13 protein-coding genes are annotated in these 15,048 nt (G+C 67.4%); all 13 read left to right on the top strand.

What is annotated here, in order from left to right; genetic code table 11:
- Nucleotides 1-337 precede the first annotated feature (337 nt).
- Genes bchF through puhE form a run of 13 tightly spaced genes read left to right on the top strand, consistent with a single transcriptional unit; the run spans nt 338 to nt 14,950 of the window.
- Nucleotides 338-862 (top strand): 2-vinyl bacteriochlorophyllide hydratase, encoded by a 525-nt coding sequence (gene bchF / locus AC5E6L_RS05780; protein ID WP_491771884.1) that lies wholly within the window; start codon nt 338-340, stop codon nt 860-862.
- The gene (locus AC5E6L_RS05775) at nt 859-2,175 is read left to right on the top strand and encodes a ferredoxin:protochlorophyllide reductase (ATP-dependent) subunit N (protein WP_491771882.1); all 1,317 of its coding nucleotides are present in this window, start codon (nt 859-861) and stop codon (nt 2,173-2,175) included. Before bchF ends, AC5E6L_RS05775 begins: the two co-directional genes overlap by 4 nt.
- A gap of 1 nt (nt 2,176) precedes the next feature.
- Entirely contained in the window at nt 2,177-3,775 is a 1,599-nt protein-coding gene (gene bchB / locus AC5E6L_RS05770) for a ferredoxin:protochlorophyllide reductase (ATP-dependent) subunit B (RefSeq protein ID WP_491771880.1), read from the top strand.
- Entirely contained in the window at nt 3,750-7,508 is a 3,759-nt protein-coding gene (locus AC5E6L_RS05765; protein ID WP_491771895.1) for a magnesium chelatase subunit H, read from the top strand. The genes bchB and AC5E6L_RS05765 overlap by 26 nt, the downstream gene beginning before the upstream one ends.
- The gene (bchL, locus tag AC5E6L_RS05760) at nt 7,505-8,494 is read left to right on the top strand and encodes a ferredoxin:protochlorophyllide reductase (ATP-dependent) iron-sulfur ATP-binding protein (protein ID WP_491229437.1); all 990 of its coding nucleotides are present in this window, start codon (nt 7,505-7,507) and stop codon (nt 8,492-8,494) included. The genes AC5E6L_RS05765 and bchL overlap by 4 nt, the downstream gene beginning before the upstream one ends.
- A gap of 1 nt (nt 8,495) precedes the next feature.
- Nucleotides 8,496-9,221, top strand: a complete 726-nt coding sequence (bchM, locus tag AC5E6L_RS05755; protein ID WP_491229438.1) for a magnesium protoporphyrin IX methyltransferase — start codon at nt 8,496-8,498, stop codon at nt 9,219-9,221.
- Nucleotides 9,221-10,681, top strand: coding sequence for a BCD family MFS transporter (locus AC5E6L_RS05750; protein WP_491229439.1), 1,461 nt, complete (start codon nt 9,221-9,223; stop codon nt 10,679-10,681). The genes bchM and AC5E6L_RS05750 overlap by 1 nt, the downstream gene beginning before the upstream one ends.
- A 21-nt stretch (nt 10,682-10,702) precedes the next feature.
- A complete protein-coding gene (gene puhA / locus AC5E6L_RS05745; protein WP_491229440.1) occupies nt 10,703-11,494 on the top strand; it encodes a photosynthetic reaction center subunit H in 792 nt (263 codons plus the stop codon).
- A complete protein-coding gene (puhB, locus tag AC5E6L_RS05740) occupies nt 11,491-12,165 on the top strand; it encodes a photosynthetic complex putative assembly protein PuhB (RefSeq protein ID WP_491771877.1) in 675 nt (224 codons plus the stop codon). Before puhA ends, puhB begins: the two co-directional genes overlap by 4 nt.
- A 17-nt stretch (nt 12,166-12,182) precedes the next feature.
- Complete coding sequence (puhC, locus tag AC5E6L_RS05735) at nt 12,183-12,683, top strand: photosynthetic complex assembly protein PuhC (protein ID WP_491771875.1); 501 nt, start codon at nt 12,183-12,185, stop codon at nt 12,681-12,683.
- On the top strand, nt 12,680-12,985 hold the full coding sequence (locus AC5E6L_RS05730) for a hypothetical protein (RefSeq protein WP_491771873.1): 306 nt from the start codon (nt 12,680-12,682) through the stop codon (nt 12,983-12,985). The genes puhC and AC5E6L_RS05730 overlap by 4 nt, the downstream gene beginning before the upstream one ends.
- The gene (gene acsF, locus AC5E6L_RS05725; RefSeq protein WP_491771871.1) at nt 12,982-14,082 is read left to right on the top strand and encodes a magnesium-protoporphyrin IX monomethyl ester (oxidative) cyclase; all 1,101 of its coding nucleotides are present in this window, start codon (nt 12,982-12,984) and stop codon (nt 14,080-14,082) included. The genes AC5E6L_RS05730 and acsF overlap by 4 nt, the downstream gene beginning before the upstream one ends.
- Before the next feature lie 7 nt (nt 14,083-14,089).
- Nucleotides 14,090-14,950: a putative photosynthetic complex assembly protein PuhE gene (gene puhE, locus AC5E6L_RS05720; RefSeq protein WP_491771869.1), complete on the top strand. Its 861-nt coding sequence runs from the start codon at nt 14,090-14,092 to the stop codon at nt 14,948-14,950.
- The last annotated feature ends 98 nt before the right edge of the window (nt 14,951-15,048 follow it).

The following is a 15,048-nucleotide window of genomic DNA, read 5'->3' as shown; positions in this document are numbered from 1 at the left end:
ACGCGCGCATCGCGACCCTCCGACGCCAGGCCGGCAACCGTCCCATCCATAGCCCTGGTGTCGTCTGTCATGGCATTTAACGCGCATGGCGCGTTCCCGATCGCGCACTGCGAACCCGCCCGCAAAGCAGCGGACCCTCGGAGCGTGCCAGGGACGGCGACCGGCTCATTGGCCGGAACCCGGGCTTTGCGCTCGGGCGACCAGCCCCGACGCGCAAAGGATGGAACAGTGCGCGTCGATTGTAAATAAAAATAAACGTCAATTAAAGTTGACACTCGTTTCGCGCCCGGTTTAGATTTCGTCCACGGTCACGGGAGGGTGCCGTCAAGGCGCAGCGATGATGACGCGCAAGGCCCGAAAAGCCATTGGATCCAAACTGTATACGCCCGAGCAGCGCGTGCGTCGCGACAATACGCGCTGGACGCTCGTCCAGGGCGTTCTGGCGCCGGTCCAGTTCCTGGTGTTCCTGGTCAGCCTGGGGCTGATCATGCGCTATCTGTGGACGGGGGAGGGCCTTTGGGCCGCCGATCTGTCCATCATCGTCAAGACGCTCGTCCTCTATACGATCATGGTCACCGGCGCGCTCTGGGAGAAGGTCGTGTTCGGCCGGTACCTGTTCGCCGGGCCGTTCTTCTGGGAAGACGTGTTCTCGATGGCGGTGCTGGCGCTGCATACCGCCTATCTGGCCGCCACGTTCGGCGCTCTTATGGCCCCCGCCTCGCTGATGGCGCTCGCGCTGGCCGCCTATGCGGCCTATGTCGTCAATGCCGGCCAGTTTCTGCGGAAGCTGCGGATGGCGCGTGTGTCCGACCCCCGCGCCGCGCAAGGGTCCGCCGTGTTCGGGCTGGAGGCGGTGCCATGAACCGCCATGTGCCGCCCCATGTCGCCGCCGCCGAAGCGCGCGAAGCCGGCGGGCGCGGGTGCACCGATGTCGCGCCGATCCGCCAGCGCGGCCAGCACGAGGTCTTCTGCGGGCTGACATCGATCATCTGGCTCCACCGCAAGGTGCAGGACGCCTTCTTCCTGATCGTCGGCTCGCGCACCTGCGCCCACCTCATGCAGTCGGCCGCCGGGGTGATGATCTTCTCCGAGCCGCGGTTCGGAACCGCGATCATCGACGACCGCGATCTGTCGGGCATGGCCGACATGAACGATGAACTCGACAAGGTCGTCGCCCGGCTGATCACCCGGCGGCCCGACATCCGCATGCTGGTGCTTGTCGGGTCGTGCCCCTCGGAGGTCATCAAGCTCGATCTGCCGCGCGCCGCCATGCGGCTGAACGCGCGCTTTGCGCCCGATCTGCGGGTCCTGTCCTATTCGGGCTCGGGCATCGAGACCACCTTCACGCAGGGCGAGGACAATTTCCTGAACGCGGTCGTCGCCGCTGCGCCGCCCGCCGCCGCCGACGCGCCCGCGCAACTGGTCGTCGCCGGGTGCCTGGCCGACGTGATCGAGGACCAGTTCACGCGCATATTCGCCGGGCTCGGCATCGACAATGTGCATTTCCTGCCGGCGCGGCGCGCCGAGGCGGTGCCGTCCATCGGGCCGGGCACGGTCGTCCTGATGGCCCAGCCCTATCTGACCGAAACCGCCAAGGCGTTCGAAAAGAAGGGCGCCCGGGTGCTGATCGCGCCGTTCCCGCTGGGCGAGGAGGGCACGACCGCCTGGCTCAGGGTCGCCGCCGACCATTTCGGCGTTCCCGGCGAACGGTTCGAGGCGGTCACCGCTCCCGGCCGCGAGCGCGCCAGAAAGGGCGTCTCGCTCTATCTGGACCGGCTCGCCGGCCGGCGCGTCTTCTTCTTTCCCGACAGCCAGATGGAGCCCTCGCTCGCCCGCTTCCTGTCGCGCGAGGCGGGCGCGGACATCGTCGAGGTGGGCACCCCTTACCTCAACAAGGCGCACATGGCGCCCGACCTTGCGCTGCTGCCGTCCACCGTGCGGCTCGCCGAAGGCCAGGATGTCGACAAGCAGATCGACCGCTGCCGCGCCGACGATCCGGACCTGATCGTCTGCGGCATGGGCCTTGGCAACCCGTTCGAGGCCGAGGGCCGGACCACCAAATGGTCGATCGAGTTCGCCTTCACGCCGATCCAGGGCTACGAGCAGGCCGGCGACCTCGCCGAACTGTTCGCGCGCCCGGTGGGCCGGCGCGAGGCGCTTGCGGTGGAGGTCTGAGATGCAGTTGACCGTCTGGACCTATGAGGGACCGCCGCATGTGGGCGCCATGCGCGTCGCCACCGGCATGAAGGGGCTGCACTATGTGCTGCACGCGCCGCAGGGCGATACCTATGCGGACCTTCTTTTCACCATGATCGAGCGGCGCAAGGAGCGCCCCCCCGTCACCTACACCACCTTCCAGGCGCGCGATCTCGGCGCGGACACCGCCGAGATCTTCAAGACGGCCTGCCGCGACGCGGTGGCGCGTTTCGACCCGCAGGCGATCATCGTCGGCGCCTCGTGCACGGCCGAACTGATCCAGGACGATCCGGGCGGCCTCGCCAAGACGCTGGGCCTGGACGTTCCCGTGATCCCGCTGGAGTTGCCCTCCTACCAGAAGAAGGAGAACTGGGGCGCCGCCGAGACCTTCTTCCAGCTCGTGCGCGGTCTCGCCGGCGGGCGCACGCCCGCCCAAAAGCCCGAAGGGGCGCCGAAGAGCGCCAACATACTCGGGCCGACCGCGCTCGGTTTCCGCCACCGCGACGACATCGTCGAAATAGGCCGGATCCTCGATGCGCTGGGCGTCGCGGTGAACGTGACCGCGCCGATGGGCGCGACGCCGCACGACCTGACGCGCCTGCCCGATGCCGACTTCAACATCTCGCTTTATCCCGAAGTGTCGGGCGCGGCGGCGCAGTGGCTCAAGCGCACCTTCAAGCAGCCGATCGTCGAAACGGTCCCGATCGGCGTGGGCGCGACGAAGGACTTCGTGCGCGAGGTCGCCGCACTGGTCGGCGCCGATCCCGAACCGGTGATCGCGGCGGCCGACGAGCGCCTGTCCTGGTACTCGCGCTCGATCGATTCCAACTATCTGACCGGCAAGCGCGTCTTCATCTTCGGCGACGCCACCCACGCCATCGCCGCCGCGCGCGTGGCCACCGAGGAGCTGGGCTACAGGGTGTGCGGCCTTGGCAGCTACAGCCGCGAGTTCGCCCGCGACGTGCGCGCCGCCGCCAAGGCGTACGATGTCGAGGCGCTGATCACCGACGATCACCTCGACGTCGAGGACGCGATCATCGCCGCCGCCCCCGAACTGGTGCTCGGCACGCAGATGGAGCGGCACTGCGCAAAGAGGCTGCGCATCCCCTGCGCGGTGATCTCCTCGCCCGTCCATGTGCAGGACTTTCCGGCCCGCTATTCGCCCTTCATGGGGTTCGAGGGCGCAAACGTGCTGTTCGACACCTTCGTCCATCCGCTGATGATGGGCCTGGAGGAGCATCTTCTGGGCATGTTCCGGGAGGATTTCGAGTTCAACGATGACGCGCAGGCTTCTCACCTGGCGGCCTTGCACGGTCATCAAACCTATGAGAGCATGCAGACGCCCGAAGCCCGGACCGCGCCTGATGATAATGCGCAGGATGTTGTGGCGAACGAAGGCAAGGCGGCGAGCTTCGGGTCCCTTTCATGGACGGATGACGCCGAGCGGGAACTGAGGAAGGTCCCGTTCTTCGTGCGTGGCAAGGCCAGGCGGAACACCGAAATCTTCGCGACCGAAGCGGGCGTGAACCCGATCACCATCGAGACCCTTTATGATGCAAAAGCCCATTTCGCCCGATGAGGTGAAGCGGGCGGCCGCATCGCCGTCCGCGACCCCGGTCCGGGTCACCATCGTCACCCTCGACAGCCATATGGCGTCGACCGTCGAGCGCGCCCGCGCGATCCTGGCCAAGGAACTGCCCGGCCTGTCGCTGACGCTGCACGCGGTCACCGAATGGGCGGCCGACGAGAACGCGCTGGAGCGCGCGCGCGCCGATGTCCTCGCCGCCGATTTCGTCATCGCCAACATGGTGTTTCTTGAGGAGCACATCAAAATCATCGAGCCGTGGCTGATCGCGGCGCGCGAGAACAACGACGCTACCATCGGCACGCTGTCGGCGGCCGAGATCGTCAAGCTCACCAGGCTCGGCGCGTTCAACATGGCCAACCCGACCGGCGGGATGATCGGTTTCCTGAAGCGGCTGCGCGGCAAGAGGTCCGGAACCGGGTCGGCCGGCGCCGGGCAGATGAAGCTCTTGCGCCAGATCCCCAAGCTGTTGAGGTTCATTCCCGGCAAGGCGCAGGACGTGCGCGCCTATTTCCTGACCATGCAATACATGCTGGCCGGCTCGGACGACAATGTCGCCAATCTCGTCCGCTTCCTGATCGCGCGCTATGCCACCGGCCCGCGCGCGGTGCTGCGCGCCGTCGTCAAGCCGGCCGATCCGGCGATCTACCCCGATGTGGGCCTCTACCATCGCGCGCTGCGCGGCCGGGTGACCGACGATCCGGCCGTCTACGGGCGCGTCGCCGGCAAGGGCGGCGAGAACGGCACGGTCGGGCTGCTGGTGATGCGCTCCTACGTTCTGGCCGACAACACGGCCCACTATGAGGGGGTGATCGAGGCGCTTGCCGCGCGCGGGCTCGGGGTCGTCACCGCCTTCGCCTCCGGGCTCGACGCACGCCCGGCGATCGAGAAATTCTTCATGAAGGACGGGCGCGCGATCGTCGACGGCGTGGTTTCGCTGACCGGTTTCTCGCTGGTCGGGGGGCCGGCCTACAATGACGCGGCGGCAGCCGAGGACATGCTCGCCCGCCTCGACGTGCCCTACATCTCGGCGTTCGCCAGCGAGTTCCAGAGCCTGCAAGCCTGGGGCCGCGGCGAGCAGGGGCTGACGCCGGTCGAGGCGACCATCATGGTCTCGCTGCCCGAGATAGACGGCGCCACCGGCCCCATCCTCTATGGCGGCCGCGATGACGGTTCGGGTCCCCGTCCCGGATGCGACGGCGACCACGCACCCGATGACGGGAAAGGCGGCCGCGACATGCGCCCCTGCCCCGAGCGGGCGCGGATGCTGGCGGCGCGGGTCGCCAGGATCGTCGCGCTGCGGCGCGGCGGGAGAGCCGACCGCAGGGTCGCGCTCGTCATCTACAACTTTCCGCCCAATGGCGGGGCGACCGGCACTGCGGCCTATCTTTCGGTCTTCCGCTCGCTGCACAACACGCTCAAGGCCATGAAGGCCGAAGGCCATACGGTCGAGGTGCCCGAGAGCGCCGACGCGCTGCGCGCCATGATCCTGGAGGGCAATGCCGACCGGCACGGCACGCCGGCGAACGTCGCCGCAAGGGTCGACGCCGACACCCATGTGCGGCGCGAGCCGCACCTTGCCGAGATCGAGGCGCAATGGGGCCCGGCGCCCGGCCGCCAGCAATCGGACGGCCGCGACATCTTCGTGATGGGCCGCCGGTTCGGCAACGTGTTTGTCGGGGTGCAGCCCTCCTTCGGCTATGAGGGCGACCCGATGCGGCTCCTGTTCGAGAAGGGGTTTGCGCCCACGCACGCCTTCGCCGCCTTCTATCGCTATCTGAAGGAGGATTTTGCCGCCGATGCCGTCGTGCATTTCGGCACCCATGGCGCGCTCGAATTCATGCCCGGCAAGCATGCCGGCCTGTCGGGCGATTGCTGGCCTGACCGGCTGATCGGCGATCTGCCGAACTTTTACCTTTATGCGGCCAACAACCCCTCCGAGGGCGCGATCGCCCGGCGCCGGTCGGCGGCGACGCTGATCAGCCACCTGACGCCGCCCGTCGCCAATGCCGGCCTCTACAAGGGGCTGGCCGACCTCAAATCGACGCTCGATCGCTGGCGGGCGCTCGACCCGCGGGCCGTCACCGAACGCAACGATCTGGCGACGGCGATCCAGGCCCAGGCCGCGGCCCTCGATCTGGTCGCCGAGGATGCACGGTGGAGCGCCGGCGGCATCGAGGAAATCCCGAGGCTCGTCAGGGATTTGGCCGAATTTGAAGAGACATTGATTCCGCACGGGCTTCACGTGGTGGGCGAGCCCGTGTCCGACGATGAGCGCCGCGACCTGCTCGAAGCGGTCAACACGGCCATGGGCGAGCACGGCATCGGCGCGATGACCGTCGAGGACGCGCTCGACGCCTATCGTAAGGACGGCGATCGGGCGGGGGAGGCGGTCAGGACGCTGGCCCGGCTCGATCACGATCTGCGCTCCGACCATGAGCTTCCTGCGCTGATGCACGCGCTCGACGGCGGCTATATAAGGCCCGTTGCGGGCGGCGATGTCGTCCGCTCGCCCTCGATCGTGCCCACGGGCCGCAATCTGCACGGGTTCGATCCGTTCCGGCTGCCTAGCGCCTATGCCGTGCAGGACGGCCGCAGGCAGGCCGACCGCCTGATCGCGCGCTTTGCCGCCGACAATGGCGGCGCGCCGCCCGGATCGGTCGCCATGGTCCTGTGGGGCACCGACAATCTGAAATCGGAAGGCGCCCCGATCGCCCAGGCGCTGGCCCTGATCGGCGCGGTGCCGCGCTTTGACGGGTTCGGTCGTTTGGCCGGGGCTGATTTGCTGTCACTGGAAGAGCTGGGCCGGCCGCGCATCGATGTGGTGATGACCCTGTCGGGCATCTTCCGCGACCTGATGCCGCTTCAGACCCGGCTGCTTGCCGATGCCGCATTGCAGGCCGCCCAGGCGGACGAGCCGCCGGACATGAACCCGGTGCGCGCCCATGCGCTGGCTTACGCCGAACGGCATGGCTGCGACATGGAAACCGCCGCGCTGCGTGTCTTCTCGAACGCCGCCGGCGCCTATGGCTCGAACGTCAACCTTCTGATCGATTCGGGCGCCTGGGACGAGGAGGACGAAATCGCCGACACCTATACGCGGCGCAAGAGCTTCGCCTATGGCAGGGACGGCCGGCCGGTGCAGCGCGCCCAGATGCTCGGCACGATCCTCAGGGACGTCGATGCGGCCTATCAGAACATCGAATCGGTCGAACTGGGCATTACGACGGTCGACCATTATTTCGACACGCTCGGCGGGATCAGCCGCGCCATCAGGAAGGCCGGCGGGGGCGAGCCGCAGGTCTATGTGGGCGACCAGACCTCGGGCGTGGGCAAGGTGCGCACGCTCGACGAGCAGGTGGCGCTCGAAACCCGCACCCGCACCCTCAACCCGAAATTCTACGAGGCGCTGCTCGACCACGGCTATGAGGGCGTGCGCCAGATCGAAAGTCAGGTGACCAACACGCTGGGCTGGTCGGCGACCACCGGCAGGGTGCAGCCTTGGGTCTACGAGAACATCGCCGAAACCTTCGTGCTGGACGCGCGGATGCGCCAGCGCCTGGCCGACCTCAATCCGAAGGCGAGCGCAAAGCTCGCCGGACGGCTGATCGAGGCGACCGAGCGGGCCTATTGGCAGCCCGACAACGAGACTTGGGAGGCCCTTTGCGCGGCCAGCGAGGAACTGGAGGACCGCGTCGAGGGCATTAACGTGGGAGTGGCGGCATGAACGTCTATACGCATCCGAAAACCGCCGAGCGGCAGGCGCGCCTTCTGGCCAAGGCCGCCGGCAAGGCCGTTCCGGCGGTCGACGTCGGCAAGGGCAGGCACGGCAAGGGCAAGCAAGGCAAGGGCGAGGACGGCGAGGGCAGCGTCCAGGTGCATCTCGATCCGACCATGGAAATCGACGGCGCGAAGGTCTTCGCCATCTACGGCAAGGGCGGCATCGGCAAGTCGACGACATCGTCGAACCTGTCGGTGGCGTTTTCGATGATCGGCAAGCGCGTGTTGCAGATCGGCTGCGACCCCAAGCACGATTCCACCTTCACCCTGACCAAGAGCCTGATCCCGACGGTGATCGACATACTGGAAGAAGTCGATTTCCACCCCGAGGAACTGCGGCCCGAGGATTTCGTGTTCGAGGGCTATAACGGCGTGCAGTGCGTGGAGGCGGGCGGCCCGCCCGCCGGCACGGGCTGCGGCGGCTATGTGGTCGGCCAGACCGTCAAGCTCTTGAAGGAGCACCATCTGCTCGAAGACACCGATGTGGTGATCTTCGATGTGCTCGGCGATGTGGTCTGCGGCGGGTTCGCCTCGCCGCTCCAGCATGCCGAGCGGGCGCTGGTCGTGGCGGCGAACGATTTCGATTCGATCTTCGCGATGAACCGCATCGTCGCCGCCATCAGGGCCAAGTCCAAGAACTACGACGTGCGGATCGGCGGCGTCATCGCCAACCGCTCGCGCGAGACCGACCAGATCGACCGTTTCAACGACGCCATCGGCCTGAGGCGCCTGGCGCACATCCCCGACAGCGACGAGGTGCGCAAGTCGCGCCTGAAGAAGGCGACCCTGTTCGAGATGGGCGACCATCCGGAGATCAAGGCGATCCAGGACGAATATCTCCAACTGGCCGAGCAGCTCTGGTCGGGCACGGACGAACTCAAGGCCGAGCCGATGAAGGATCGCGACATCTTCGACTTCCTGGGGTTCGAATGAGATGGCGGCGGCGGACGTCCATGGCGGCACCTATGCCAGGCGGCGCGGCGAGCTTGAGGTCTATTTCGACCGCACGGCCGTGGACGGCTGGAAGAAGCTCGTCACCGACGAGAAGGTCAGCCGCGTCCGCCAGACCGTGCGTGAGGGCAGGGACCGGATGCGCGCGGCCATGCTGTCGTGCCTGCCCCGCGATCTGAGCGGCTGGCGCGTGCTGGACGCGGGCTGCGGATCGGGGGTCGCCGCGTTCGAGCTGGCGCGGCGCGGCGCCGATGTGGTGGCCGTCGACCTGTCCGCGCAGATGATCGGCTTCGCCCGTGAACGCCTGAACGCAATCGAGCGCGCCGCGCCGCTCGCCGGCCGCGTGGCGTTCGGGGCCGGCGACATGCTGGACGAGGCGCACGGCCGTTTCGATGCGGTCTTCGCGATGGATTCGCTGATCCACTACCGCACCGGGGACGCGGTCGCGGCCATTGCCGCGCTGGCCCGGCGCACGCGCCGCAAGCTCGTTTTCACCGTCGCGCCGCGCACGCCGGTGCTGGCGGCGATGCATGCGGCCGGCCGTCTGTTTCCCCGTGGCGACCGTTCGCCGGGGATCGAGCCGGTCGCGCCGCGGCGGCTGACGGCGCTGCTGCTCGGCCGGGCCGACATGGCCGGCTGGCGCGCCGGCCGGACGCACCGGGTCGCGCGCGGCTTCTACATCTCCCAGGCCATGGAGGTGACGCGCTGATGGCCCTTGGCGGCATGCTCCATCCGCGCGGGAAGCGCCCGGCCTGGTCGATGTGGCGCGATGTCGGCCCGCGCTGGCTGCCGTTCGCCGACGTTGCGACCGAGGATCTGCCGCTCGGCCGCCTGATGCGGCTCAGCCTGTTTCAGATCTCGGTCGGCATGGCGATGGTGCTGCTGACGGGCACGCTCAACCGCGTGATGATCGTTGAACTGGGCGTCGCCACCAGCCTCGTCGCCCTGATGGTCGCCATCCCGGTGCTCGCCGCCCCGTTCCGAGTGCTGATCGGCTATCGGTCCGACACCTACAGATCGTTCCTGGGCTGGCGGCGGGTGCCCTATATCTGGCTCGGCTCGATGTTGCAGTTCGGCGGTCTGGCCTTGATGCCGTTCGCGCTCCTTTTGTTGCAGTCGCAGACGGTCGGGCCGCAATGGGCGGGTCCGGCCGGCGCGGCCCTGGCCTTCCTTCTGACCGGCATCGGCATGCACATGGTGCAGACCGCCGGCCTTGCGCTGGCCACCGATCTGGCCGCGCCCGACAACCGGCCCCGCGTCGTCGCGCTATCCTATGTGATGCTGCTGGGCGGCATGATCGCCAGCGCGCTGGTGTTCGGCTGGCTTTTGACCGATTTCGACCCGATCACGCTGATCCGCGTGATCCAGGGGGCCGCCGTCCTCACGCTGATCGTCAACGGCATCGCGCTTTGGAAGCAGGAGCCGCGCAACGCGCTGCTGACCCGGCACGACCGGCCGGTGCCGACCTTCCGCGAGGCGTTCACCGGCTATTGCAAGGACGACCGCACCGTGCGGCTGCTGGTCGCCGTGGCGCTCGGCGCGGCCGGCTTTTCCATGCAGGACGTGCTGCTGGAGCCCTATGGCGGGGAGGTGCTCGGCCTTTCGGTCTCGGCGACGACCATGCTGACGGCGATCTGGGCGGCGGGCACGCTGGCCGGGTTCGCGTTCGCCGGCCGCTGGCTCGACAGGGGCGGCGACGTATACCGTCTCGCCGCGATCGGCGCGCTGATCGGCATCGTCGCCTTCTCGGCGGTCGTCTTTGCCGCACCGCTCGATTCGCCCGCCCTTTTCCGCCTCGGCACGGCGCTGATCGGCCTTGGCGGGGGCCTGTTCGCCGTGTGCACCATGCTGGCCGCCATGGAGGTTTCCGATGCCACCGACAGCGGCATCGCCATCGGCGCCTGGGGCGCCGTGCAGGCAACGGCCGTCGGCCTGGGGCTGGCGCTTGGCGGCTTTGTCCGCGATGGCGTCAACGCGGCGGTCGATGCGGGCCTTTTCGGCGGCGCGCTCACGACCCCGGCCGCCGGCTATGGGTTTGTTTATCATATTGAAATCGCTTTGCTCTTTGCAAGCCTTGCCGCGCTCGGTCCGCTCGCGGGCCGTGCCCGCGGACCGCTTGCGGAGCAAGCACGGCGCAAGCGGTTCGGCCTTGCCGAACTGCCCGGATGACCATGAACCAGGAGAACCGCCATGGTTGACCTTACGGCTGGATATGATGTGGGACTGATCCTGTTCTACGTGTTCGTCGTCTTCTTCATCGCACTGGTCGTCTATCTTCAGCGCGAGAGCCGCCGCGAGGGTTTTCCGCTGGAGGACGATGCGGGCAATCAGGACAAGCAGTCCTGGATATTCAGGCCCGAGCCCAAGACGTTCCATCTGCCGCATGGTCATGGCAGCGTTCAGGTGCCCAACGGCAAGGGCGATCCGGTCGCCGCGGCCGGGAACATAAAAGGCGAACGGATGGGCTTTGAGGGCACGCCCTGGAGGCCCGTTTCCGAAAACCCGATGCTCGACGGCATCGGGCCGGGCGCCTGGACCGAGCGGGCCGATGTCCCCGACCGGCTCCATGACGGCCGCCCGAAGATCGTGCCGATGCGCACCGACGATACGCTTTCGATCGCCGAGGGCGACATCGATCCGCGCGGCGTTCGCGTCGTCGGTTGCGACAGCATCGTCGCCGGCCGCGTGAGCGATGTCTGGGTCGACCGGATGGAGCACATGATCCGGTTTCTCGAAGTGAAGACCGAGGTCGGCGATGCGCCCCGGTCGGCGCTGGTGCCGATGAATTTCTGCGTCGTCAAGACCCCGCGCGATCGGGAGAAGGTCTTTTACGTGCACGCCATCACCGGCGCGCAGTTCGCCATGGTGCCGGGCACCGCCAAGCAAGACGAGATCACGCTGCTGGAGGAGGAGAAGGTGATGGCCTATTTCGGCGCGGGCCTGCTCTATGCGACGCCGTGGCGGCAGGAGTCCTATATATGAGGGGGTTGATCGCACTCGAATTCGACGAGAAGGCCCATGGCGGCCTGCCCGGGCCGCTGCCGGCCGGCGAGCACATCGTCTGGCAGGGCAGCCCCGATGCCGGCGCGATCGCCCGCCACCCGTTCAAGATGCGCTGGGTGATCGGCTATTTCGGCCTCATGCTGGCCTGGCTCGTCGTGACCGGCCTTTACTTCGAGCGGGCGGCCGCCGACATCGCCATGTCGCTCGTGATCATGGCCGGCGCAGGCGCGGCCGTCGCCGGCCTCATCGCGTGGTACGCGCGCGCCGTCCGGCGCACGACCGTCTACACGATCACCAACAGGCGCGTTGTGATGAAGTTCGGCGTGGCGCTGCCGACGGCCTTCAACCTGCCCTTCGCCGAGTTCGAGTCCGTCGACGTGCGCGAGCGCGGCAACGGGTCCGGCGATATCGCCCTGCGGTTCAAGCCCGGCGTGCGGCTGGCCTGGCTGGTCTTCTGGCCGCATGTGCGGGGCTTCCGCGTCGCCCGCACCGAGCCGCAAATGATCGGCATCGCCGATGTCGGCGCGGTGGCCGGCCTTCTTGCGACACAGCTTCACGCCCATATGGCGCGGACGCACGCCCCTGACCGGGATGCCGCCCGGGCCGATATAGAGGGCCTTGCCGTTCCATTGCCGCAGGCGGCCGAATAGGAGGATCGGAGACGGCGATGAGCGACACCGGCGCCAGCCACCACCACCATCATCATGGCCACGGCCATGTGCACGGGACCGAGGTCAAGTGGGTGCCGCTCCTGATGGCCGCGAGCCTGGTCGTTTTCACCCTTGCCACTGTCACCTTCGCCAAGCTGACGGGCGCGGGTGTCGTTCACACCGGCGCCAACCGGATCGTCACCGCCGGCCATGTGGCCATTGCGCGCGACGGCGAGGGCGCCATCCACGTTCTCGACGCTTCGACCAAAGAGGTGGTGGCGTCCTATCCCCCGGCACGGGAACAGTTTCTCGCCGGCGCGCTGCGTTCGCTCGAACGCATGCGCGGGCCGGCGGAAGAAGAAAGCACCCGCATCTTCGCGGTGCTGCGCATCGGCGGCGGCTCGGTCTTCCTGGAGGACATAGAGACCGGCGACCGCATCAGCCTGAATGCGTTCAATCGCGTCCAGTCGCTGGCCCTGGCCAGCGGCGTGGCGGCGCACAATGGAGGACGGAAATGAGTCTTGTCTCAATGATCGCCCGGACGCGGGAAGATGTCTCGTGCACGGTCGAGATCAACAACACGTTCGAGCAGCTCGGCGCCCATGTGCGCTTCGACGGCGGCGTGACGGTCCTGCCCGGCGACGAGGTGCTCGTCCACGGCGCGCCGGTCAGCGTGCCCTACGGCGAGTGCGCCACTTTCGCGCGCACCGCCACCATAACCCGCGCCAGCGCGCTCGAACGGACCTGGACCCGGGCGACGGGCGATTTCGAGTTCATGGAGCTGTGCGAATTCAGCTTCTCCGAGGAGGCCGCGCTATGAACACGCATGTGAAAACGCCCCGCGGGACCATGAAGACCGCCGCCCGGCTCCAAGCGCAGAGCGAGACGACGAAGATGGCGACCGAAACGACGATGCTCAATCCTCGTTTCTATACGACCGACTTCGACGAGATGGACAGGATCGATGTTGCGCCGGTGCGCGCCGAATGGGACGCGCTGATCGACGAGATGCGCTCGGACCCCAACAAGGGCCACTTCAAGCGCAATGCCGACTGGGACAATATCGACATTGACGCCTTGTCGCCGGAACTGCGCAAGGAGTTCATCGATTTTCTGGTCTCCTCGCTGACCGCCGAATTCTCCGGCTGCGTGCTCTACAAGGAGATGAAGCGGCGCGGCACCAACAAGGATATCTGCGAACTGTTCGGATATATGAGCCGCGATGAGAGCCGCCATGCCGGCTTCATCAACGACGCGCTCAAGGAGTTCGACATCGGCGTCAATATGGGCTTTCTGGCCAAGGCCAAGAAGTACACCTATTTCCGGCCCAAATTCATCTACTACGCCACCTACCTGTCCGAGAAGATCGGTTACGCGCGCTACATCACGATCTTCCGGCATCTGGAAAAGAACCCGGACAAGCGCTTCCACCCGATCTTCAAATGGTTCGAGGAGTGGTGCAACGACGAGTTCCGCCATGGCGAGGCGTTCTCGCTTCTGATGCGCACCGATCCCAGGCTGCTCGAAGGCCGCAACCGGCTGTGGATCAAGTTCTTCCTTCTGGCGGTGTTCGTGACCATGCATGTGCGCGACCATCAGCGGCCCACCTTCCACGCGGCGCTGGGCGTCGACGTCGACGAATATGACTGGAAGGTGTTCCGCCTGACGACGGAGATCTCCAGGCAGGTCTTCCCGGTCATGCTCGATCTCGACAATCCCGCGCTCAGGCGCGGTTTCGCCCGCATGGTGCGGATCAACGCGGCGATGGCGCGGGCCGACGCCCGGGGCGGGCTGGTGGGCCGGATCGGGAAAGGCTGGCACGGCCTGCGCGCCGCGCTCAACTTCGCCCGGCTCTACATGGTCCCGGGGATTTCCAACGAGATCCCCCAGACCAGCCGCCTACAGCCGGTCTGGTAGGCGCGCCATGATGGATTTCGCCCTTGGAGCGTTCGCGGTCGCCCTGGTCGCCTGGTGGCTCGCCACCGGCGCGGTGATCCTGGCGGCGCGGCGCCCGGCGGTCCATCCGCTCTACCTCGTGATGCCGGCGGCGGCGCTCGCCGTGGCCGGCCTCGCCCTGGCGCTCGGCACCGCCGACAGCGTGTCGGTCGCCGCCGTCTACGGTGCCTTCTTCGCCGCGCTCGCCATCTGGGGCTTTCACGAGGTGACGTTCCTGACCGGTCACGTGACCGGCCCGCGCCGCGCGCCGCTGCCGGCGGGCGTCGACGGCGCGCCGCGCTTCCGGCTCGCCTGGGCGGCCGTGCGCGACCATGAACTGGCCCTGTTCGCGACCGGCGCCGTTCTGGTCGTGCTTCTGGCCGGTTCGGCCAATCCGTTCGCCTGGTCGATCTATGCGCTGATGTGGATCATGCGGCTTCTGACCAAGTTCAACGTCTTTCTGGGCGCGCCGAACGCGGTCAGCGAGATCCTGCCCGAACCCATGGCGTATCTGACCAGCTATTTCCGCACCGACCGGGTGCACCCGTTCTTCATCGTTTCGGTCATGGTCATCACCGGCCTTTTCACCGCGTGCGTCTTCATGGCCGCAACCGCGTTCACGCCGGGCATGGCGACGGGATGGTCGCTGATGGCGACCTTCGCCCTGCTCGGCCTGATCGAGCATCTCTTCCTCGTCCTGCCCGTGCGCGATGCCGCGCTTTGGGGCTGGGCGACCGGCCGCTCCGGGGGCGGCTTTGTCAAGCGGCGGCCGCGCCTTGCGCGCACGCCGGATCGTCAACCGGAAAAAGGCGCCCGGGCCAACGAGCACGCCGCGCCGGCCATGCGTTGAAAAGGGGAACCGCGATGAACTTCGAACAGCATTTCGAAACGGCGCTCGCCGGTCTTCACGATGGTGGGAACTATCGTGTTTTTGCGGAGCTGGAGCGT

The organism is Roseitalea sp. (genome assembly GCF_984466335.1).
This window is presented reverse-complemented; position numbering and strand designations above follow the sequence as displayed.